Below are 21,937 nucleotides of genomic sequence, written 5' to 3' on the forward strand. Positions count from 1 at the left end.
ACAATTCCTCAATTGAAATACACTTATGCCTCAACTAACTTTTTAGCAAGTGTCACAGCCTCTGCTGCATTTATAGAATATCCATCAGCTCCAATTTTATCTGCATATCCTTGAGATATAGGACCTCCGCCTATTATAACTTTGAAATCTTTTCTTATATTTTCTTTATTAAGAATGTCTATAACTTCATTCATACCTTCCATAGTGGTAGTCATCAAAGTGGAAAGTGCTATTATTTCAGCCTTTTCTTCCTTTGCCCTTTCTACAAAAGTTGAAGGTGGAACATCTCTTCCTAAATCAACAATATCAAAACCTGCAGTTTCAAGCATAATTTTTACAAGGTTTTTTCCTATATCGTGAGTATCTCCTTCAACTACGCCTATAACAATTTTATGCTTTATTCCTTGATTTTTAGTTTCTATATGGGGCTTTAATACATCTAAGCCAGCATACATTGCATCAGAGCACAACAAAAGTTCAGGTACAAAATATTCCTCCTCTTCAAAGAGCTTTCCTGCCTCATCCATACCTGCTGACAATCCTTTATCTATAGCTTCATAGGCATCTAATTTTTCAGAAACAACCTGATTTGAAATATTTACTGCTTCCTCTTCATCCATATTTACTACAGAATCAGCTAACTTTTTATATAATTCATCTTTATTAATTGACATTTTTTAACCCCCATTTTTACTATTCATATTTATTTGCATTGTAAATTTATAAGTATTGTAGATTTTTCTTCTTTCAACTTCTATATCCAGTTTTGTACACATCTTTTAATCTAATTTGTATGTTTAGATTAATTTATTAAGTCACAGTTGTGAATTGATAAAGCGTGGAATTTGTATAAGCAACTAAGCCACTTAATATAATAATATAATGACTTTGATTTTTGGATTCCGGATTCCAAAAATCAAAAAACTTCTGCCTCTATTACAGAGGCAGAAGTATACTTCCGCGGTTCCACTCTATTTATTATGTACAATTAAATGATAGTACATAATATCTCTTAATTTTGGTACGATCATACCTCAACGCTTTAACGGGCGTACCCACTGAAGTCTACTAAATTTCGATTCAGAGCTCTGAGATGCATTTCAATTAACTTTCACCCAAAATCTCTTACACCCAATGGAGATTTCTCTCTGTCAGCTTCTATTAACTTACTTCTTCTCGTCTTCGCTTTATTACTATTCCTATCTATTTACTTGGATTTAATTTTAATTTAATGTTATTATATGCATTATATTTTAATATGTCAATAGAAAAAATAAGTTTTTCCCAAATTAATATTTTAAGTTATAACTGTACCACTAATTTCAATACTTGAGTAATATTTAGTTATTGTGAAACTTTAATTTTAAAAAAATAGAAAGATCCTAAGGAAAAAAATATTGACAACAGCATAGTCTTAGTAGTATACTACGATCTAAATTGAATAAAATCTTATCAAGAGAGGTAGAGGGACTGGCCCTATGATACCCGACAACCAACATTTTATTTGAATGTATGGTGTTAATTCCAGCAGATTATTCTGAAAGATAAGAAAAACTTTTACACAGTTAACTAAAGTTGTTTTTCTTATGGAAAACAACTTTTTTAGTATCAATATTTATCTGATGGCTACCTACTGTAACACTCCCACTTCTATCAAAGTGGGAGATAACAGTAGCTACGCCCCTAGATAATTCATCTAAACTTAGTGGGAGAAACAAAACTCCCACTAAGTAAGATTCATTGATAAATGTACAAGGAGGAAATGTATGAATAATAAAAAAACTAGCTTTATTACAAAGTGTATCCATGTAGGTAATGGTATTGATAAAGAAACAGGTTCTATCAGACGTCCAATAACTATGGCAAATTGCTATAGACTTCCTGAAGATGCATCTTCAATCAACTGGAGTGATCCTAATCAGATACTCTACACAAGAAATACTTCAGCAAATCAGATGTATCTACAGCAAAAACTGGCTGCACTTGAAGGAGCCGAAGATTGTGTAGTTCTTGCAAGTGGAGTTGCTGCACTTGCAAGTGTATTTTTTACTTTTCTAGATAAAGGATCACATGTAATTTGTTCAAATGTCTCATATATAGCAGTTTATAGATTGCTCAATCAATACCTTCCAGAAAAATATGGAGTAGAAACAACTCTTGTAGATACATCCAATTTGGAAGAAATAAAAAATGCAATAAGACCAAATACAAAACTCATCCATGTTGAAACTCCAGGCAACCCAACTACAAAAATAAGTGATATTGAAGAAATATCAAAGATAGCTAAGTCTATTGGGGCTTTGTTTTCTGTTGATAGCACTTTTGCCTCACCTTATTTACAGCATCCTCTTGAACTTGGAACTGATCTTGTTGTACATAGCCTTACAAAGTATATAAATGGACATGGTGATGCTATGGGCGGAGCAGTAATGGGTAAAAAAGATTTCATAGACAAGATTAAAACTCAAGCTATGGTGAATTTAGGCGGAACCATAAGTCCATTTAATGCATGGCTTATAATGAGAGGAGTTGTAACCCTCCCACTTAGAATGAAACAACATAGTAACACCGCACTTGAAGTTGCAAGATATTTGGAATCAAACCCGTCAATAAAATTTGTTGCATATCCTGGCCTTAAAAGTCATCCACAGCATGACATTGCAAAAAAGCAAATGAAAATGTATTCTGGGGTTATATCCTTCGCACTTAAAGCAGATGTGGAAACCCATAACAAATTTATAAATTCACTTGAGCTCATTGTACCTGCCGTTTCTCTTGGTCATGATGAAAGTTTAATTGTCTATACTGGTGCAAATGATGAAAGAATAAGCTTTTATCCAGAAGAGTTTAGAAATGGATATATAAGATTTAGTGTAGGACTTGAAAGTGCAGAGGATATTATTTATGATTTAAATCAGGCTCTTACAAAATGCGGATTATGATTTTTAGATAACAACATTACAAATACAATAATATTATAATTAAATTTTGAATCTTATTGAAGCAAATCTTCAATAAGATATAATTTATGTTTTCTGTACTTTTAACAGAAGGAAATGATCCATAACTATTATCTTTTAATTTTTAATTATAAATTGAAACCCCCCTAAAATATATTTATCAGCCGTATATTTTAATGAATAGTTAAATGAGATTAATAAAAAAATGTAATTTAAATTTATATATTCAGGGAGGATTATTAAAATGAAAAAAGTAATGGTTTTAGTAACAAGTATAGTGGTAACAATGAGCTTAAGCAGCAGTGTATTTGCTTCTGATGCAGCAACTTTAAAAGATCAAGCAGGTATAACACCAGATAGTATCTTATATACAGCAGATAAAGCTGTAGACAATTTAAAGGTTACATTATCTTCTTCAGAGGAAGGAAAAGCTAATACATTATCAGAGATAGCTGAGGAAAGATTAGGTGAAAGTGAGGTAATGGCAAGTGAAGATAAACAAGATCTTGCAAATACAGCCCTTACTGACTATGAAAATACCATGAATGAAGCTCAAACTAAAATTGAAGATGCAATAGACAAAACTCAAACTTCAGGTGATGAAGATAAACTTAAAGACGTTGAAAACATAGAAAACAAAATTATTGATAAGCAGAAAAACTCTTTAGATGTATTAGCCGAACTTCAAAATAAACTTCCAGATAAAGCGAAGGCTGTAGTAGCAAAAGTTATAGAAATGCAGACAGCAAAAAGAAATGCCTTAATAGCCGTAAAAAAAGAACGCCAAATTTACAATGATGCTAAAAAACAATATAACGAAGCTAAGAAAGCTCTTGAGACAGCAAAACAATCAGGAGATGAAGCTGCAATTAAAGCTGCGGAAGATTTACTGCAGCAGAAAAAACTAGCATTAGATACAGAAAAACAAAATCTTGCAAAAGTTGTTGAAGCTAAAAAAGAAGCTTCTAAAATAAGTGTGGGTAAAACAACAAAAGAAAATAAAGGCCAAGCAAAGAAGGATTCAAGAAATAATGAAACTACATCGGAAAGTAAAGAACAAACTTCACCAGCACCAACTACCACTACAACAAATCCTACTACAAACACTACAGAAGCTAGCTCAACTTCCACTGATTCAACTTCAACTCCAGCAAAGTCAGCTTCAACTAAATCAGCCTCTGTAAATAGTGAAAATACAAAAAAACGAACTTCACCAGCACCAACTATAAAAAGCGAACCTAAAACAGAAGCAACCAACAGTAGTAAATTGGATATCAAGGATAAAGGAAATAACGGTAATGGCAATAATGGGCAAAAAAAGGACAAGGGACAACAGTAGTTCATTATCTACTTATATATCTAATAACCCTGAATTGATATCAATTCAGGGTCAATTGTTTTTGCCTAATTGGAAAATCAAATATTATTGTACTGCACTATACTTTTCATATAATTCTGCAAACAACTTTAGATGTAACTCTTCATCCATAATTATTCTTTTAATAAGTTCTTGTATATATCTATCTTTAATTATTGATATATGGTACTTGTAATTTTTAATAGCCTTTTTTTCCGATTTAATATCCTCTAAAAGCATATCTCTAATAAACGTGATAAAGTTAACATAAGCAGGTGTCCATAACTGTCCAGGTGGACATGCAGAATCAATATAAATTGGCTTTATACCAAGAAGTTTAACTGTTTTTCCTATAAGCTCTAGATGTTTCATTTCAGCCATAGATATGCCTCCAATGACCTTGGAATAATCTTCAAATCTTCCTTCACTTACCATATGCTGATACACATAAAGGGAAACTGCAGTAAATTCACTTACTTCTCCTGCATAATCTTTAAGAAGAACATTTGCATATCCTATACTTGTTCTTTCCACTCTTGGCTTAGGATAAGGTAAATTAACAATATACTTTGTATGTTTTGATATATCACCTGGCATATTTTCCTCCTAAAAAATATCATTATAGTTAATTTTATGATAAATTCAAAATTATATTACGTTTCATTATTTTTTTATGTATTATTGGAAACACTAATTAGGAATAGAAAATTCTAATTAGATTAGGAGAAATAGAAAATGAAAATCTTAATTACTACCGACACATATTTTCCTATGATAAACGGTGTTGTCACTTCAATATACAATTTATATAAAGAATTAAAGAATAATAATTACGATGTTAAAATTCTAACCCTATCTCCTACAGGGAATGAGAAAATCATAGGAGATATATGTTACTTAAAGTCCATTGGCGTTGGAATTTACCCTAATGCCAGAATTAAAGCTCCCTTTCGTAATAGAATCATAAATAGACTTATAGATTGGAAACCCGATATGATCCATTCCCAAACAGAATTTTCTACCTTATTTGCAGCCAAGTACATCGCCAGCAAGATAAATGCACCTCAAATTCACACCTATCATACAATGTATGAAGAATATTTAGACTATTTATTTGGCGGAAAACTTATAAAAAAAAGTGCTGTTGGCAAAATAACCCGTCTACTTTTAAATAGCCTTGATGGCGTAGTTGTTCCAACAGAAAAAACAAAAAAGATGCTGCTTCATTATGGGGTAAATAAGCCTATTAATGTGATACCAACGGGAATTGATTTAAATAGATTTTGTAGACCTCTGCTTACAAATGAAAAAAAAGAAATTCTTTCAACACTAGGAATTAAAAATACAGATAAGATTATAGCTTATATCGGGAGAATCGGAAAGGAAAAAAATATAAGTGAAATTATAAGACTCTTTAATGCTGTAGTTAACAAAATTAGAAATGTTAAACTTTTAATTGTAGGAGATGGCCCCTATTTACAAAATTTAAAAGATCAGGTACGTACTGAAAGTCTTGAAGATAGTATTGTCTTTACAGGGATGATAGATCCAAAAGAAATTTATAAATATTATAAAATAGCAGATATATTTGTCACTGCTTCTACCAGTGAAACCCAAGGGCTAACCTATATAGAAGCCTTAAGCAGTGGATGCCCTGTAGTTTGCAAATACGATCCGTGTATAGACGGAATCATTCTCCAGGGCAAAAATGGATTTTCTTATAAGGAGTCCTGGCAATTTAGCTATTACATAGATAAAATCTTAAAAGATGAAAATTTGAAAAACAAATTAAGTGAAGAGGCAGTTCATACTTCAAAAAAATATTCCAGCTGCATTTTCACCCATAGAGTAATTGAAACTTATAGTAAAATTTTAAATACAAAATATCAAAACATTACTGTTCAATAATATCATTTTTTTAAACGTACATTTGGAAATGCTAAAATAAATATACTTGACACTATAATAGACAGATAATAAGTAATTATCCTCCATACAAAAAGGGCTATGACAGTTTTAGCTTTAAAAAACAAATTAAAAATTACGTAAAATCCCCCTTCTGCTCCTCCTTCTGCTCCTGGAAGAGGAATTGCAGTCATAAATACTGTTAGAAACACCTGCGCAGCCATAATTGTCCATAAGTCTGCAGAACTAAACCCAAAACTCCTATAGATAAAATAAGGAATACTGAAATAAGTAGTCCACTGAAGAAGTGAATACACTAAGGCATGAGCACACATACCTATATGTTTTCCTATGAAAATTGCATTCTTATGAAAACTTTCTATTTCATTTTCAATTTTCTCTTGCTTTGATTTTATATCTTTTATAATATGCATCTTTCCTAGCAATTTTACAATAAAGTTTATTATCCCTTTGGTTATTTTTTTATTTATTACAATGGATACTGCCAGCAGCATCACTCCTATATTAATAGTAATTCCAAGAATTGCAAAGTAAAAGAAATATTTAATCTTTAAATTAAAATAATTAAACTTAAACAGTAGTGATACTACTAGAAAAAATATACTTACTACTTCATGTATCATAAATTTTATTATCAATATAGAACCAGAAAGTCCTGCAGGTATTCCTGCTTTTGTCATAGCATATAATTGAGAAGGGTGACTTCCTGCTCCTAAAGGTGTAATTGCACCAAAAAATTGTCCAACCATTTGAAATTTTACTGACTTAAAAAACAAACGTTCTCCCGGATAAAGCTTTTTCATTATAGTATATAAAATCATTGTTTCAAATGTCCAGAATAGAATAACAGCTATTACAGCTAAAGATATCCAGTGAATATCCAGTGATTTTAACTCTTGAATCATAGAATGGATGCCTTTTGTAAAAATGAAAAATGAGAAAAAAATACAGGCGGAAAGCAATACAACAATTATATTAAACATTTTATTTTTCATTTAAGTTTCCCTTAAGTTTTCTTCTCTTATTCTTCTCATAATATATTTTGTCATAAAATTGCTTCCACATGTTTAAGATGTATTCCTTAGAATAAAACTTGTGACATTTCCATGACCTTTCACACCAAGTTCTATAACTTTCACCTTTATCCTGTAATCTTTCTATACATTTTACAAATTCATCTATATTTTTTCCTTTTAAATAGTCATCAAATAAAATGTTATGGTATATATCTAAATCCCTCAATAGTACAGGAATTTTAAGTGCCATGGCTTCCAAAACGGACATTGGGAATAACTCATTGTAAGAAGGCAGAAACATTACATCTGCAATATTATAAACATTATTCATCTTTTCTCTATCAATGATGCCTAAAAATTTTACATTTTCAGGTGGATTTTCTACAACCTTTTTTAATTCCTTATACCCATCCGTTATCACACCAAAGGAAAAACCACCTGCCCATATAAATTGAATTTGTGGAAGTTTTTTGGCAACTTCAATAAAGTCTAGTATGCCCTTTCTGTTCTGTACCTGACCCACTCCTAGAACAACAAATTTTTTAAGCGAAATACGTAACTCTTGCTTTATTTTTTTTAATTTTTCCTCATCAAGTTCAAAAAAGTTATCTTCAGATACAAAATTAGGAATGTATACTATCTTTTCCTCTTCTATATTGTATCTTTTTAAGACATCAATAAAATATGGATTTACAACTACCAGGTAATCTACACTTTTATAAAACAAAATTATATACTTATAAAATATCTTTTTTATAATATAAGGTAGTTTCAAGCTATTATCTATAGTTTCTGGCACAAAGTGGACATAAGCAACACTTGTACCCAATAATTTTGCAAATGGTATACTTAAAAAGAACTTCAAATCAATGGTATGGTAATGCATAATATCGCACAATTTAAAAGCATTTACTTTTACTTCATAATTGTCTTGAAGTTCTTTTTTAACTAAATTAACTTGTTCAACGTAAGCAGAAAGTACTCCCTGCCCTTTTACTTGTTCTGCAGAAGAGAGCATATTAATAACAGGCATATTAAATTTCCCCTTTCAAATAGCTTTGTCTATGCTCTTTTAGTTTCTGCAAATTATTATAAATATATTCTTTGAAAATGCCTAGATATACTCTTCTCTTTTTTCTGCTATAATTGTACTTAATCCTAAAAATAATATAGACCATGCAATCATTATCAAGCTTGCAGATAAAGTATTTATATAATATGCCCCTGTATCTTGTACAATTCGTCTTGTTATTATACTTCCAGAGCTGCCAAGCGCTATAAAAAATGCTGGCATAATATCTGACATATCAGATAATGCTGGGATTTTTGAAAGTATTGTATAAGCTACTCCAAATAGTATAGCTATTGACGCCGCTGCGGCATTGTTTTTAATTAAAGTAGATATTAAAATACAAAAACTTGTAGCTGCAATTATAAAAATTATCTGTAAAATCATAAATTCAATCAAAAATTTATAAAAAGGCATGATGCTTGACGTACCTGGAATGACAGATATAAATTTATGCAAGTCCATATTTTGTATGCTGCTGTGTTTAAATGCAGGCTCTATAGAAACTGGATATTTGAAGCTGTCAAAACCATATACAATTTCTCCAAATAGAAAGAATATCAAATTAAAAATCACTACAAGTGCAGAGCTTGAAATGGCACAAGCTAAAAATTTGCCAAATAGAAGTTTTGTCTTTGTAACAGGCCTTAAAAGCAAAAGCTTCAAGGTAGGAGGTGCGTATTCACTTGAAACACTGTCTACTGTCATAAACACTGCTACTAAAAATATCACTATCATCCCATAATCCAAAATAAGGCTGTAATCACTAAACAATACATATCCTGTAGCTTTAATATCACTAATTGGTTTTATGCTATTATTCAATAAATATTTTTTATAGGCAATTCCACTTTCCCTTTTTTCCTTTCTAACATCATCCATTTTACTATCATCGGAATTTTCCATAAGTTTTATGTCTTTCTTTAAAGTATCTTTCCAAGCTAAGGGATGTGTTTTTTCAAATTCATAGTCTTTTATCATATTATCGATGCTATCAATATGTTGTTGAATTTCGGTAAGTTTTGCTTTATCCTTTACTAATTTTTTTTGATCTTTATAGTACTGATCCATATTCTTGTCTTTTTGTAGTCCCCTCTCCCCATTTTCACTATTTACAGCTAATACTGAAAATACAGCTACAAGTAGTAATATAATAGAACATATTAAAAATTTCTTTCTATAAAATATCTTAATGATTTCATTTTTAATTATTGGAAAAATCATCTTCTTCTCCTCCTATAATTTCCAAATATCTCTTTTCAAGATTTCCCTTCATATTATTTACATCCTCTATTCCCTTAATTTCACCTTCATTTAAAAATGCAACTCTATCACACATGGATTCCATTTCGCCAAGTATATGAGACGATATAAATATGGTAACTTTCTTTTCTCTAGAATATTTTTTAAATAAATTTCTAAAATGAATCATTCCGCTTGGATCTAGTCCATTAGTGGGTTCATCTAATATCCATATCTTTTTGTTTCCCATGAGAACCTGTGAAATACCAAGCCTCTGTTTCATTCCAAGGGAATACTTTTTAAATTTGTCATTTATCCTGTCACTTAATCCAATTAATTTTACAGCTTCATCTATTTGACTTTGACTAATATCTCCATCAAGCCTTGCCAGCTGCCTTAAATTCTGAGCTCCAGTTAAATATGGATACATATCCGGTGCTTCAACCATAGCTGCCATATTACTTATAGAGCTTATCCTATTATTTTTAATGTCCTTTCCATTTATGTAAATTTTACCGTCAGTAGGTTTTAAAAATCCAACGATCATCTTTATAGTTGTGGTTTTTCCTGCACCATTAGGTCCTAAAAATCCAAAGATTTCACCTTCCTTTACACTCAAATTTAAATTCTTCACAATTTCTCTCTTTCCTATGCTCTTTGATAGATTTTCCAATCTCAATACTTCCAAAAAATTCACATCCTTTTTTATATGATGACTTCATTATAGTGTGCCCATATTACAAACCTGGTACATTTTGTATTACAAAATTGATACTGTTTATTAAGATTTTATTACAGTTGGCCAAAGCAATAAGAAAATGTATATAATAAATATAGATACAATAGGAGGGTAAATTTTTACATGGACAAAAATATAGTTTTAATTGTAGACGACGATGAAAATATAAGAGAACTTTTAACTATAATGTTAAAAAATCAAAACATAGATTCCCTGTGTGCAAAAGATGGAATTGAAGCTTTAGAGATTTTAAAAAACAATAAAATAGATTTGATACTTTTAGATGTTATGATGCCAAGGATGGATGGTATGATGGCATGTATGAAAATACGGGAAAGCTTAAATTTACCTATTATAATACTATCTGCTAAAATTGACGATGCAGATAAAATAATGGGACTTACTATTGGAGCTGATGATTACATCGCAAAGCCCTTTAATTCAATGCTCTTAATTGCAAAGATAAGATCTCACCTAAGAAGATATAAGGAATTTAATTCAAACTTTCATGACAATTCAAGCTTGATTAAAATTCAGGACATGCTTATAAATATGGATAAACATACTGTAAAAATAGATGACAGTGAGATAAATTTGACTCCTCATGAATTCAAAATTTTGGCTTTCCTTGCAAAGAACAAGGACAATGTACTGAGCATAAAACAAATATATGAAAATATATGGAAGGAACCTTACATGGAATTTGACAGGACAGTTACAGTACACATAAGAAGATTGAGACAAAAACTTAAAAAAGATTACATAAAAACTGTATGGGGAGTTGGTTATAAAATTGAAAGTTAAAATAGTTGGCATTCAAACTAAATTCTTTATATCATTTATATTTTCACTAATTGCAAGCTTTTGTATATTTACAGCTGTGTATTCAACCTACATAAGTTTTGCATCTCAAAAGCATCCTTATAAGTTTCAAAATTACAACTATAGCCTTGGGAGATTGTCGGGTATTTCCAGTGATGTAAGTTTAAATACAAGTGGTGTAAATTTCAATAATAATTCCAAATATAAATCCGTATTATCAAAATATGAAGCTAAATATTCAGAATATAAACTAGGTTTTATTGTAACTGATCCTCAAAATAAAATTTTATATAATTCATCTAAACTTACTGGAAATACAAGCTTGGAAAAAACATACTCTGACTTTTTAGAATACTTTAATCATACGACAAATTTAACCATGTATCATGATTATATATACAAAATACCTATAAAAACAGGTAATGATATTTCCATACTTTGGATTACTGCATCTCCTGTAAATACACCTCATGATTCAATAGGAACACTAGTAGGAGACAAAAACATTTTAATTTTGCTTTTCATATGTATGCTGATATTTTTCATAATAACCCATCATAGGATGAAATACATAAATGAAATATGCTGCGGTATAAAAACTATTGCAAATGAAAATTTAAATTTTAAAATACGCGAAAAAGGTCATGATGAACTATCTGAGATATGCAAAAATATAAACCTTATGGCAGACAAGATAAAGGAAAAAATTGAAAACGAGAGAAAAATTGAAGCTTCTAAAAATATGCTTATAACAAATGTGGCTCACGACATAAGAAGTCCTCTTACAAGTATAATTGGTTTTTTGCAAATTGTAGAAAATAATGAATATAAATCAAAAGAAGAAATGCAAAGATTTATAAATATATCGTTAAAGAAAGCTGAAACCATGAAGAAACTTACGGATAACTTATTTATGTTCACAAAACTAAATGGTGGAGACTTAAAATTGCACCTGTCTACAGTATGTTTAAATGAACTCATTTACCAGTTAATTGACGAGTTTTCAATTACTTTTGAAAATTCAAAGTTAAATATTGTAGATAACATATGTGCTGAAAATATAATGGTTACAATTGACATCAATTTATTTGTAAGAGCTCTAAACAATCTAATGTACAATGCTCTAAAATACAGTACCAAACCTTCAGATGTGAATGTATCTTTAACTCAATGTGATAAAAATGCTGTAATCAGTATAAGCAATAAATGTAACAACTTAAATATAGAAAATGTAAGTATGCTATTTGAAAAATTTTATAGAGCAGATAAATCCCGTACAAATCCTGATGAAGGCTCAGGCCTTGGTCTTTCTATAACAAAAAGTATAATTGAAAGGCACAATGGTAAGATATGGGGAAATTATGAGGAAGGAATAATTACTTTTACAATATTACTTCCAGATTAGACATCTTATCTAATATTCTAAAAAGGCACTAAATTAAGTGCCTATAAGTTCATACTTATTTAATTGCTTTTAACTTAACAATATCAGACCAATTGCTAGCTGTGATGAGTTCTACATTGCTTAAGTCTTTCCTTATGCCTTTAACTTCTCCTTTAATTTCAGCAACTTCATGCTTCAAATTTTCCTGTTCTGCTGAAATTACATTTGTCTTATGTTCTAAAGCACTTAATAGCTGGGTATGTTCTTTTTGTGTGGATTTTATTGATGCTATATCTTGCTTCATTGAATTTATATCTTGTTCAACTGAACTCATGTTTTGTTTCATTGAACTCATGTCTTGTTTCATTGATTTCATATCCTGCTGCATAGCTTTTAAAATTTCCAAAATTTCTTTATCCATATATATCTCACCACCTATAATATATTATAGCAAAATATTTATTCAATTTCTATTATCAAATGCTGGAAAAATAAATAATGAGATTGGATTGGTTTTAAATATAAGAATTGGTAGTTTAAATATAAAAATTTAATGGTATTATATATATAATATTTTTAAATTTTAGAAAGAGTGATAGAAATGCGCATTTCTATAGACAAAAAAAGCTCCATACCAATTTACGTACAAATTAAAAATGAAATAAGAAATGTTATTTACTCTGGTATGCTTCCATCAAATTTTTTACTTCCATCTGAGCGCAAACTTGCAGAAGAACTTAGTGTGAGCAGGAGTACAGTAATTAGTGCTTATGAAGAATTAAAATCTTTAGGCTTATTAGAGTCCCATAAGGGAAAAGGAACTATAGTTGCAAATAACGCAAAAAATAAGCAGTTGAGTATTAGAAATCATACTGTACCGCTTTCATGGTATCAATTTTTCGATTCAAATGTAAGTTCCGCTAATAATCATGACATTGTTGACATAATAAATTCAGTAGGAAGAGAAAAAAATATATCTTTTTCAGCTGGTATTGCAGATCCAAGTTTGCATCCTCTTAAGGATATAGTAAAATTGCAGAAAGACTTATGGAAAAATTGTGGAAATGATATGCTAGCTTATATTTCTTCTTATGGATATTATCCCCTTAGAGAAAGCTTAAGCAAATTACTAAAATCAAGAAATATATCTGTTTCTCCTAAAGAAATAATGATACTTTCAGGCTCCATGCAGGGAATAGATTTTATTGGAAGAGCCTTTCTAAGTAAAGGAGATGTGGTTATAGTAGAAGAACCTACATTTATGAGTGCAATTGAACTATTTAAGTTGTCAGGGGCAAAAGTTATAGGAGTTCCTATGGAAAGTGATGGTATAAACTTAGATGTGCTTGAAATTTTGCTAAATAAATATAAGCCTAAATTTTTATACACAGTACCTACTTTTCAAAATCCAACTTCAATAGTTATGAGTTTAGAAAAAAGATACAAGTTGCTAAATTTAGCATATAAATATCAGCTTCCAATTATTGAAGATGACCCTTACAGTGAAATAAACTATGAGAATATATACTTGCCATCTTTAAAATCCCTGGATACATACGGCTATGTCATATATTTAAGTACATTTTCTAAAACTATGTTTTCAGGTATGCGTGTTGGATGGACTGCTGCACCTGTACAAGTAATAAAAAAATTTGCTTTATTAAAGCAAATGACAGATCTTCACGTTAACACAGCTTCACAATATATATTAGATAAGTTTTTACGAGAAGGACTGTATGAAAATCACATAAAGCTAATATGCAAAGAATATATGAAAAAAAGGGATTTAATGCTCAGCATACTTGAAAAAAATAAATCTCTTGGTATTAGTTTTAATCTTCCTAAAGGTGGTTATTACATTTGGTGCAAGCTTCCTGAAAATATTTCACAAACACAATTGCTATTAAAATGTTCTAAGGAAGGTGTTTCCTATGCTCCAGGGAATGTATTTTACCCTGAAGAAAGCGATGGTAAAAGCTATATGAGGTTAAATTACACTTTCGAAAATGCAAAAAATATAAGTATTGGATTAAATAAGCTTATGAAAGCTATAGCAGAACTGCTTCAAAATACAAATTTTTCAACAGTTAACCAGGATAATTATTTTGGGAAACCTATTATATAAGGAGTGTTACTTATGAATTATACTAAATTTTCAAAAAGAAATAATTTTGTTAGGCCTTCAGAAATACGTGAAATTTTAAAAGTTACAGAAAGGCCTGAAATAATATCTTTTGCAGGAGGTCTGCCAGCTCCAGAACTTTTTCCTGTTAATGAATTAAAAAACGTATGCACAGAAGTTTTAACTGAATGCGGTGAAGCATCCCTTCAATACAGTACTACTGAAGGATATATTCCCTTAAGGGAAGCTATCTGTAAGAGAATGGAGACACTAAGCATAAATACATCTTTGGATAATATAATAGTTACTACAGGTTCCCAGCAGGCTTTAGACCTTTCAGGAAAGGTATTTATAGATGAGGGAGACACTATAATTTGTGAAAGTCCAACTTACCTTGCAGCTATCAGTGCTTTTAAAACCTACCTTCCAAACTTTAAAGAAATCCCTATGGATGAAGAAGGAATGATTATGGAAGATCTTGAAAAGGCCCTTAAGGATAATCCTAATGCAAAATTTATCTACACCATACCAGATTTTCAAAATCCAACTGGAAGAACTATGAGTCTTGAAAGGAGAAAAAAGCTGATAGAAATAGCAAATAAATTTGATATAGTAATAATAGAAGATAACCCCTATGGTGCAATAAGATTTGCTGGAGAAGAACTTCCACCAGTAAAGCATTTTGATACTGAAGGAAGAGTAATTTACTTAAGTACTTTTTCAAAGATATTTGCTCCTGGCTTGAGACTTGGCTGGATATGTGCAGATAAGAGTATTATTCAAAAATATGTTCCTTTTAAGCAAAGTGCAGATTTGCATACTGATATATTCGCACAAATGATTACTGCAAAATATATGGAAATGTATGATATAGAAGAACATATACAAAAAATCAAAGAAGTATACAGACACAGGAGAGAACTTATGATACAGTGTATAGAAAAGTATTTTCCTAAAGATATAAAACATACTCTTCCTGATGGCGGACTTTTCATATGGATTCAACTTCCTTCAAATATGGATGCTTCAGATATCTTTACTAAAGCAATAAAAAACAATGTGGCATTTGTAGCTGGAGAATCTTTTTTTCCAAATGCTAATTTCAAAAATTCCTTTAGATTAAATTATTCAAATATGCCAGATAATAGGATTATAGAAGGAATTAAAAGATTAGGAGAAGTGCTCAAAAAATAAATATAGTTTTTGGCATTAGGTGGAGTTTTAAACTCCACCTAACTTCCATTTTTAACTTAACTTCTCTTTTTATTTCTCCTAAAATAACTGCTTTTGCGGCTTTTTCCATCAGATACTTTCTTTTTAACATTCTTACTTTTCACTATACCTGAAGCACTTACAATCATATCTGAATTACTCATAGCATAAGGATGATCTTTAATCACTGGTATTGACTTTGATATAACTTTTTCAATATCTGTTAAAAGCTGTTTTTCTTCCCTATCACAAAATGAAAGTGCAACTCCATCTGATCCTGCCCTTCCAGTACGTCCGATTCTATGAACATAGGTTTCCGGTACATCCGGTAAGTCAAAGTTTATTACGTGAGATACTTTTTCTACATCAATACCTCTTGCAGCTATATCCGTTGCTACTAAAACTCTTATTTTCTTTTCCTTAAAGTTACTTAAAGCAAGTTGTCTTGCATTCTGTGACTTGTTTCCATGAATAGCTTGAGCCTCTATGCCCGCTTTAACAAGATCTCCAGTTATTTTATTTGCACCATGTTTTGTTCTAGAAAATACAAGAACGGATTCAAAAGATTCATCCTTTAACAGGTGAATAAGCAAAGATTTCTTATTTCTTTTTTGAACAAAATACACTGCCTGCTTAATAGTGTCAATAGTAGATGAAACAGGAGTCACTTCTACCTTTACTGGTTTTATAAGAATAGAATCTATTAATTTTAAAATTTTCTGAGGCATAGTAGCAGAAAACACCATCGTCTGCCTGTCCTTAGGAAGTTTTGCTATGATTCTTTTTACATCATGCCCCATTCCCATATCAAGCATTCTATCTGCCTCATCAAGTACAAGAAACTTTATATGCTGTAGATTTACATATTTTTGTTGCACTAGATCTAGTAGTCTACCAGGTGTGGCAATTAAAATATCTACTCCCGCCATTAATGCATCTGTCTGAGATTTTTGTGAAACTCCCCCAAAAATAACAGTGTTCTTTAGCCTCGTGTATTTTCCATAGGAAGTAAAGTTTTCTCCAATCTGGATAGCTAATTCTCTAGTTGGAGCTAATACTAAGGCTTTAATATTTGAAGACCCACTTTGAGCTCTTTGTTTACTATAAATAAGTTGCAATATAGGTATAGCAAAAGCTGCTGTTTTTCCTGTACCCGTCTGGGCACATCCCTCAAAATCATTTCCTTCAAGTATAACTGGAATAGATTGTTCCTGTATAGGGGTAGGGTTAACATATCCTTCGTCTTTTAGAGCTTTTAAAATAGGGTCAATAATATTTAATTTTTGAAACAACATTTTTCTCCCTTATAAGTAACTGCCAATTTTATATTATTAAATTCAATAAAACTAACTGTCTTTTTTATTATTTTTTATCTAATAGATGTCTACTGTTATCTTGTTGTAAAGTCTAATTATAGACAACTAAAAACCCCTCAAATAGAATAACTATTCAAGGGGTAAAATTCATTAATTAGAGAACAGTAATATTTTCTGCTTGAGGTCCCTTTTGTCCTTGACCTTCGTCATAAGAAACTTTTTGACCTTCTTCAAGTGTTTTATATCCATCTGAATTTATTTGAGAAAAATGTGCAAAAATATCTTTTCCATCTTCTCCTGTAATAAATCCAAATCCTTTTTCTCCATTAAACCATTTTACTGTACCATTCATATGATGTGTACCTCCGAAATTTTATTATTCTTAAATTCATCGCAATAACTCACTAATAAAATTTCCATATCAACATACTATATCGCTAAGTACTAATTGAAATATATTTGTGTTTAATTATTAACTATTAATTTAAGTTCTTGTTAAGAATAACACAGTTTATTATATAAAGCAAGTTATTTATGTTAAATATATTAAATTACTATTTGCAAATACTGTTAGACCACTTTTTAGCTCTTTCTATATTTTGTTCCGTATCATTTTTAAGAGGATCTTTAAATTCAATTTCCCCTAGGAATTCGTTACCTTCAAGCTGCTCTTTCATATTTTCAAAAGTTTTTCCATTGCCCCCACCATTGCAGCTAAATAAAGCTATCTTCTTACCTTTCAAATTTGTATTGGCCAAAAAACTCCTTATGGCAGGTGAAAAAGTCCATGCCCAAACTGGAGTTCCAATGAATAAAACATCATAATCCTCAGGATTTATATCATAGGGTAAAATCTCTGGTTTTTCCTTAGTCATAGCTTGCTTTCCACCTATGAAGTACCTTATTTTGCTGTGTGGATCTATACTTCTTTTAGGCTTTATTTCTAAAATGTCACCGGATATCTCTTTTGAAATAGTTTCAGCTATAAGTCTTGTGTTTCCCTCAAGTGAGTAGTACACAACTAAAATCTTACCTTGCATAAAAAATCACTCCCTTTTTAATATTTCCAATTACCATTATTATAGTATAACTTATTATGAAAAATTTATAAAATTCTACAAAATATTTTTGTAGAAAGTAATATGATCGCCAATTTTTAATTTTGTAAATTCTGTGGGCCATATGACTTATTGCTGTATTATGAGTTATCATAAGTATGGTTGTTTTAAAATCTTCATTTACTTTCTGTAAAAGTTTCAATATCTCTCTAGATGTTAAAAAATCTAATGCTCCAGTTGGTTCATCACATAAAAGAAGCTTTGGGTTTTTAACTACTGCCCTTGCGATTGAAACCCTCTGCTGCTCTCCTCCACTCAACTCTTTTGGAAATCTATATCTTTTATCAAACATCCCTACTGCTTTTAATATTTCATCTGTCTTTAAAGGTGTCTTGCTTATATTTGAAACCACTTCTACATTTTCAAGAACAGTTAAGTTTTGTATCAAGTTGTAAAACTGAAATATGAATCCTACATAATTTCTTCTATAATCCGTAAGTTCATCGTCATTTAACTTTGTGACTTCAATTTTATTTACTACTATTTTCCCAGAATTGCACCTATCTATATTTTCAACTAGGATTATGCTTTAAAAATTTAAAATAAGAAAGGTAAATAATCACCATATGTGTCAAATTAGGTGGTATAATAAAAAATAATTGCTTATTATATAAATAGTATGAAAGGACTTACTTCACATGAATAATAATTTAAAAATATTATCTGATACTTTTAAAAAGAGCAAATCCAATGATTTATGCTGTGTGTTTTCTAATGGAAAGCTGTTGGTAAAAAAAGATGGAACTACTTTAGTTATTCCCACTTTTGACAATATTAAATTGCTAAATATTGAGTATGGGACTGAATTTTTTTTAGGAAAGATTGGAGAAAAATCTTGTTTTGCCATTGAATCAACTTCTGAATTGAATTTACCAATTAATTTTAACTTAATGGACTTGTACGACCTTGGTTCTCTACTTGATGAACAATCCTTTTTAATATCAGGACGGGCTAGTCAAATAATGAATTGGGATAAGACTCATAGATTCTGTGGTAAATGTGGATCTAAAACAGAAAATAAAAAAGATGAAATGGCTAAAATTTGTCCAAACTGTAATTACATAATGTATCCTGTAATTTGTCCAGCCATAATAGTTGCAGTTACTAAGGGTGATAAGATACTTCTTGCACATAACAATGGATTTAAAGACAATATGTACGGCTTAATTGCCGGCTTTGTGGAAGCTGGAGAAGACTTAAACAGTGCTGTAAAAAGAGAGATTTTTGAAGAAGTTGGTATAAAAGTAAAAAATATTGAATATTACAGGAGCTCTCCATGGCCATTTCCAAATTCCTTAATGATAGGATTTTTTGCAGAATATGAATCCGGCCAGATAAAAGCTGATGGAAGTGAAATAAAACAAGCTGATTGGTTTACAAAAGATAATTTTCCTAACATACCTAAAAAATTCACTATTGCAAGAAGTTTAATTAATGAATTTTCTAAAAGAAATCAGTAATAGGCATCACATATTTTTAGATAACTAAAAGCCCCTCAAATAAGATGATTATTTAAGGGGTAAATTTGATTAACTAAATAGTAGTAATATTCTCTGCTTGAAGTCCTTTTGGTCCTTCAACTACATCATAAGAAACTTTCTGACCTTCATCGAGTGACTTGTAACCATTTGAATTTATTTGAGAAAAATGTGCAAAAACATCTTTTCCGTCTTCTCCTGTGATAAATCCAAATCCCTTTTCTCCATTAAACCATTTTACTGTACCATTCATATAATGTGTACCTCCCAAATTTTATTATTCTTAAATTTATCATAATAACTCACTAATAAAATCTCCATATGTAGTTGATTTTATAATAAATTACTATTAGCCTATTTTTAAATTCTATTTAAACTTTTAATATTATACTAAGGTTGTGTTAGAAAATTCTTAGACTAATTACAAATTTAGTATGGCAGTAAAAAAACTTATTATGTATAATTGTCAAAAATTTATTGTTTACATTAATTTTAATTTACATAATATTTTAAATGTTAATATATATAAGAAATATCACATTTAATATAAATATTGAAAATTTATATTAAATGTGATATTCTAATATTAGATATTAAATAATAATAATTTTATTTTAATATCTAATATCTTCACAGTCCTAACTTTTGAGATCTCAAGGAAAATTGTATAATTTTATTTTATATAATTTATACTAAATTATGATTTAATTTAAACTATAGAAGGAAGGAAACTTATACTATGTTAAGTGATAAACTTATAAAAGCTATAAATGATCAGATAAACTATGAAATGTACTCGGCAAATATATACTTTTCCATGCAGGCTTACTGTGATTCATTAGATCTGGATGGATTTTCAAACTTCTTTAAAGTACAAATTGAAGAAGAAAACTACCATATAACAAAATTTTACGATTTTCTAAAAAGAACAAATGCCCGAATACTCATTGGATCTATAGATTCACCTGATAACAATTATGATTCAATAAATGATGCTTTCAAAAAAGCACTAGCACATGAAAAAAAAGTTACTGCAAGAATTTACAATTTAATGGATCTTGCCACTGAAGAAAAAGAACATGCCACAGCAAGTTTACTCAAGTGGTTTATAGATGAGCAAATTGAGGAAGAAGATACTTTTAATAAGCTAGTTAAAAAGTTGGATAAAATAAGTGGTAATTCTGCAGCACTTTACATGCTAGATACAGAACTTCAATCAAGAACTTTTGTACCACCTGTAAATGCAAATGCCAACTAATAATTTTTAAAATATATAAGGGAGGGGGATTACTTACATAATCTTACATGTAAGTATATAAATTTATGATTGATAATAAAGCTTTTTACAAATTAAGTTATGGGTTATACATTGTAAGCTCTATTTCGGAGGGAAGAAAAAATGCTCAAATTGCAAATACAGTTTTTCAAATAACATCAAATCCTGCTATTCTCGCAGTGAGCATAAACAAGAAAAATCTTACCCATGATTATATACAAAGAAGTAAATTGATAGGTGTATCTGCCCTATCCATAGAAACTCCTATTGAATTCATAGGCAAATTTGGATTTAAATCAGGAAGAGACATTGATAAATTTGAAGGAGTATCATTTAAAACAATGGAAAGTGGTGTCCCTATAATATTAGACAACACATCATCCTATTTTGAATTAAAAGTTGAAAAAGAAATTGATGTTTTAACTCATACAATATTTATCTGTAAAGTACTAAATGCAGAACTGTTCAACGATGTAGAACAAATCACCTATAAATATTATCAGGATATAAAACGTGGAATCTCACCTAAGGTTGAAGCAAATATTCAACAAAATAAAAATGGAGCTTCAGAAAATATAGGAAAATATGAATGTGCAGTATGTGGATACATTTACGATCCAGCTGTTGGAGATCCTGACTCAGGAATTCCAGCTGGTACTCCATTTGAAAACATACCAGATGATTGGACTTGTCCAATATGTGGGGTTACTAAGGATAGCTTTAAACAAATTGTATAAATCCACAATTATAGCTTAATTTTCACAGTTTAAAAATAATGCGAAGCAATTTTTTTAATTAATAGTTAAGAATGAAGAATTAATAGTTAATGTGGATTTTTTCTGTTACATTGCAAAAAATCTTTGATTAAGCTTTTTACTACTCGTTTTGCTAAAGCAAAAC

General features: G+C 30.0%; 21 protein-coding genes, 1 pseudogene, 1 riboswitch and 1 other annotated feature. Of the genes and pseudogenes, 10 read left to right on the forward strand and 12 right to left on the reverse strand.

Annotated elements, in window-relative coordinates:
* Positions 1-23: 23 nt before the first annotated feature.
* Positions 24-674: a corrinoid protein gene (locus WY13_RS06870; RefSeq protein ID WP_063554956.1), complete on the reverse strand. Its 651-nt coding sequence runs from the start codon at positions 672-674 to the stop codon at positions 24-26.
* Positions 675-937: 263 nt separating this feature from the next.
* Positions 938-1,192, reverse strand: a binding site (T-box leader).
* Between the two features lie 254 nt (positions 1,193-1,446).
* Positions 1,447-1,551: riboswitch (SAM riboswitch) on the forward strand.
* A 215-nt stretch (positions 1,552-1,766) separates the two neighbouring features.
* Between WY13_RS06870 and WY13_RS06875 the strand changes: the two genes are divergently transcribed.
* Positions 1,767-2,942 (forward strand): trans-sulfuration enzyme family protein, encoded by a 1,176-nt coding sequence (locus WY13_RS06875; RefSeq protein ID WP_063554957.1) that lies wholly within the window; start codon positions 1,767-1,769, stop codon positions 2,940-2,942.
* A gap of 262 nt (positions 2,943-3,204) precedes the next feature.
* Positions 3,205-4,299: a DUF5667 domain-containing protein gene (locus WY13_RS06880; protein WP_063554958.1), complete on the forward strand. Its 1,095-nt coding sequence runs from the start codon at positions 3,205-3,207 to the stop codon at positions 4,297-4,299.
* Between the two features lie 84 nt (positions 4,300-4,383).
* On the opposite strand, the gene WY13_RS06885 is transcribed toward WY13_RS06880, so the two are convergent.
* Positions 4,384-4,914, reverse strand: coding sequence for a ferritin-like domain-containing protein (locus WY13_RS06885; RefSeq protein WP_063554959.1), 531 nt, complete (start codon positions 4,912-4,914; stop codon positions 4,384-4,386).
* A gap of 138 nt (positions 4,915-5,052) precedes the next feature.
* On the opposite strand from WY13_RS06885, the gene WY13_RS06890 reads away from it, so the two are divergent.
* Positions 5,053-6,225, forward strand: coding sequence for a glycosyltransferase family 4 protein (locus tag WY13_RS06890; RefSeq protein WP_063554960.1), 1,173 nt, complete (start codon positions 5,053-5,055; stop codon positions 6,223-6,225).
* A 2-nt stretch (positions 6,226-6,227) separates the two neighbouring features.
* Here WY13_RS06890 and WY13_RS06895 read toward each other — a convergent pair whose 3' ends face one another.
* The 4 genes from WY13_RS06895 to WY13_RS06910 form a co-directional block, all read right to left on the reverse strand.
* Positions 6,228-7,238: a lysylphosphatidylglycerol synthase transmembrane domain-containing protein gene (locus WY13_RS06895; protein ID WP_063554961.1), complete on the reverse strand. Its 1,011-nt coding sequence runs from the start codon at positions 7,236-7,238 to the stop codon at positions 6,228-6,230.
* Complete coding sequence (locus tag WY13_RS06900; protein WP_063554962.1) at positions 7,228-8,292, reverse strand: glycosyltransferase family 4 protein; 1,065 nt, start codon at positions 8,290-8,292, stop codon at positions 7,228-7,230. Before WY13_RS06900 ends, WY13_RS06895 begins: the two co-directional genes overlap by 11 nt.
* A gap of 81 nt (positions 8,293-8,373) precedes the next feature.
* Positions 8,374-9,552 (reverse strand): ABC transporter permease subunit, encoded by a 1,179-nt coding sequence (locus tag WY13_RS06905; RefSeq protein WP_082848416.1) that lies wholly within the window; start codon positions 9,550-9,552, stop codon positions 8,374-8,376.
* Positions 9,533-10,267: an ABC transporter ATP-binding protein gene (locus WY13_RS06910; protein ID WP_242866349.1), complete on the reverse strand. Its 735-nt coding sequence runs from the start codon at positions 10,265-10,267 to the stop codon at positions 9,533-9,535. Before WY13_RS06910 ends, WY13_RS06905 begins: the two co-directional genes overlap by 20 nt.
* Positions 10,268-10,432: 165 nt before the next feature.
* On the opposite strand from WY13_RS06910, the gene WY13_RS06915 reads away from it, so the two are divergent.
* The gene (locus tag WY13_RS06915) at positions 10,433-11,113 is read left to right on the forward strand and encodes a response regulator transcription factor (RefSeq protein ID WP_063554964.1); all 681 of its coding nucleotides are present in this window, start codon (positions 10,433-10,435) and stop codon (positions 11,111-11,113) included.
* A complete protein-coding gene (locus WY13_RS06920; protein WP_063554965.1) occupies positions 11,103-12,536 on the forward strand; it encodes a sensor histidine kinase in 1,434 nt (477 codons plus the stop codon). Before WY13_RS06915 ends, WY13_RS06920 begins: the two co-directional genes overlap by 11 nt.
* 55 nt (positions 12,537-12,591) lie before the next feature.
* Here the strand turns inward: WY13_RS06920 and WY13_RS06925 are convergent, their stop codons facing one another.
* Complete coding sequence (locus tag WY13_RS06925) at positions 12,592-12,936, reverse strand: hypothetical protein (protein ID WP_063554966.1); 345 nt, start codon at positions 12,934-12,936, stop codon at positions 12,592-12,594.
* A gap of 180 nt (positions 12,937-13,116) precedes the next feature.
* Here WY13_RS06925 and WY13_RS06930 point away from each other — a divergent pair, with 180 nt between their 5' ends.
* Positions 13,117-14,640, forward strand: a complete 1,524-nt coding sequence (locus WY13_RS06930) for a PLP-dependent aminotransferase family protein (RefSeq protein WP_063554967.1) — start codon at positions 13,117-13,119, stop codon at positions 14,638-14,640.
* A 12-nt stretch (positions 14,641-14,652) separates the two neighbouring features.
* Positions 14,653-15,831, forward strand: a complete 1,179-nt coding sequence (locus tag WY13_RS06935) for a PLP-dependent aminotransferase family protein (RefSeq protein ID WP_063554968.1) — start codon at positions 14,653-14,655, stop codon at positions 15,829-15,831.
* A 56-nt stretch (positions 15,832-15,887) separates the two neighbouring features.
* On the opposite strand, the gene WY13_RS06940 is transcribed toward WY13_RS06935, so the two are convergent.
* From WY13_RS06940 to WY13_RS06955, 4 genes and pseudogenes are all read right to left on the reverse strand, one after another.
* Positions 15,888-17,144, reverse strand: a complete 1,257-nt coding sequence (locus tag WY13_RS06940; RefSeq protein ID WP_063554969.1) for a DEAD/DEAH box helicase — start codon at positions 17,142-17,144, stop codon at positions 15,888-15,890.
* A gap of 175 nt (positions 17,145-17,319) precedes the next feature.
* Positions 17,320-17,517 (reverse strand): cold-shock protein, encoded by a 198-nt coding sequence (locus tag WY13_RS06945; protein ID WP_013238612.1) that lies wholly within the window; start codon positions 17,515-17,517, stop codon positions 17,320-17,322.
* A gap of 202 nt (positions 17,518-17,719) precedes the next feature.
* On the reverse strand, positions 17,720-18,205 hold the full coding sequence (locus WY13_RS06950) for a flavodoxin family protein (protein ID WP_063554970.1): 486 nt from the start codon (positions 18,203-18,205) through the stop codon (positions 17,720-17,722).
* A gap of 112 nt (positions 18,206-18,317) precedes the next feature.
* Positions 18,318-18,803: pseudogene (locus WY13_RS06955) on the reverse strand (ABC transporter ATP-binding protein); the annotation flags it as partial.
* A gap of 118 nt (positions 18,804-18,921) precedes the next feature.
* On the opposite strand from WY13_RS06955, the gene nudC reads away from it, so the two are divergent.
* Complete coding sequence (gene nudC, locus WY13_RS06960) at positions 18,922-19,743, forward strand: NAD(+) diphosphatase (protein ID WP_063554971.1); 822 nt, start codon at positions 18,922-18,924, stop codon at positions 19,741-19,743.
* 73 nt (positions 19,744-19,816) lie between these two features.
* On the opposite strand, the gene WY13_RS06965 is transcribed toward nudC, so the two are convergent.
* A complete protein-coding gene (locus WY13_RS06965; RefSeq protein WP_013238604.1) occupies positions 19,817-20,014 on the reverse strand; it encodes a cold-shock protein in 198 nt (65 codons plus the stop codon).
* Positions 20,015-20,500: 486 nt separating this feature from the next.
* On the opposite strand from WY13_RS06965, the gene WY13_RS06970 reads away from it, so the two are divergent.
* Both WY13_RS06970 and WY13_RS22055 read left to right on the forward strand, forming a co-directional pair.
* A complete protein-coding gene (locus tag WY13_RS06970) occupies positions 20,501-21,019 on the forward strand; it encodes a ferritin (RefSeq protein WP_063554972.1) in 519 nt (172 codons plus the stop codon).
* A 65-nt stretch (positions 21,020-21,084) separates the two neighbouring features.
* On the forward strand, positions 21,085-21,774 hold the full coding sequence (locus WY13_RS22055) for a flavin reductase (RefSeq protein ID WP_063554973.1): 690 nt from the start codon (positions 21,085-21,087) through the stop codon (positions 21,772-21,774).
* The last annotated feature ends 163 nt before the right edge of the window (positions 21,775-21,937 follow it).

It is taken from the genome of Clostridium ljungdahlii, assembly GCF_001636845.1.
Classification (GTDB): domain Bacteria; phylum Bacillota; class Clostridia; order Clostridiales; family Clostridiaceae; genus Clostridium_B; species Clostridium_B ljungdahlii_A.

Coding starts and splice junctions, on each gene's coding strand:
- WY13_RS06945 (WP_013238612.1), bottom strand. CDS start 17,517: ATGAATGGTACAGTAAAATGGTTTAATGGAGAAAAAGGATTTGGATTT.
- WY13_RS06900 (WP_063554962.1), bottom strand. CDS start 8,292: ATGCCTGTTATTAATATGCTCTCTTCTGCAGAACAAGTAAAAGGGCAG.
- WY13_RS06970 (WP_063554972.1), top strand. CDS start 20,501: ATGTTAAGTGATAAACTTATAAAAGCTATAAATGATCAGATAAACTAT.
- WY13_RS06925 (WP_063554966.1), bottom strand. CDS start 12,936: ATGGATAAAGAAATTTTGGAAATTTTAAAAGCTATGCAGCAGGATATG.
- WY13_RS06965 (WP_013238604.1), bottom strand. CDS start 20,014: ATGAATGGTACAGTAAAATGGTTTAATGGAGAAAAGGGATTTGGATTT.
- nudC (WP_063554971.1), top strand. CDS start 18,922: ATGAATAATAATTTAAAAATATTATCTGATACTTTTAAAAAGAGCAAA.
- WY13_RS22055 (WP_063554973.1), top strand. CDS start 21,085: ATGATTGATAATAAAGCTTTTTACAAATTAAGTTATGGGTTATACATT.
- WY13_RS06875 (WP_063554957.1), top strand. CDS start 1,767: ATGAATAATAAAAAAACTAGCTTTATTACAAAGTGTATCCATGTAGGT.
- WY13_RS06915 (WP_063554964.1), top strand. CDS start 10,433: ATGGACAAAAATATAGTTTTAATTGTAGACGACGATGAAAATATAAGA.
- WY13_RS06935 (WP_063554968.1), top strand. CDS start 14,653: ATGAATTATACTAAATTTTCAAAAAGAAATAATTTTGTTAGGCCTTCA.
- WY13_RS06950 (WP_063554970.1), bottom strand. CDS start 18,205: ATGCAAGGTAAGATTTTAGTTGTGTACTACTCACTTGAGGGAAACACA.
- WY13_RS06890 (WP_063554960.1), top strand. CDS start 5,053: ATGAAAATCTTAATTACTACCGACACATATTTTCCTATGATAAACGGT.
- WY13_RS06870 (WP_063554956.1), bottom strand. CDS start 674: ATGTCAATTAATAAAGATGAATTATATAAAAAGTTAGCTGATTCTGTA.
- WY13_RS06930 (WP_063554967.1), top strand. CDS start 13,117: ATGCGCATTTCTATAGACAAAAAAAGCTCCATACCAATTTACGTACAA.
- WY13_RS06880 (WP_063554958.1), top strand. CDS start 3,205: ATGAAAAAAGTAATGGTTTTAGTAACAAGTATAGTGGTAACAATGAGC.
- WY13_RS06895 (WP_063554961.1), bottom strand. CDS start 7,238: ATGAAAAATAAAATGTTTAATATAATTGTTGTATTGCTTTCCGCCTGT.
- WY13_RS06885 (WP_063554959.1), bottom strand. CDS start 4,914: ATGCCAGGTGATATATCAAAACATACAAAGTATATTGTTAATTTACCT.
- WY13_RS06905 (WP_082848416.1), bottom strand. CDS start 9,552: ATGATTTTTCCAATAATTAAAAATGAAATCATTAAGATATTTTATAGA.
- WY13_RS06940 (WP_063554969.1), bottom strand. CDS start 17,144: ATGTTGTTTCAAAAATTAAATATTATTGACCCTATTTTAAAAGCTCTA.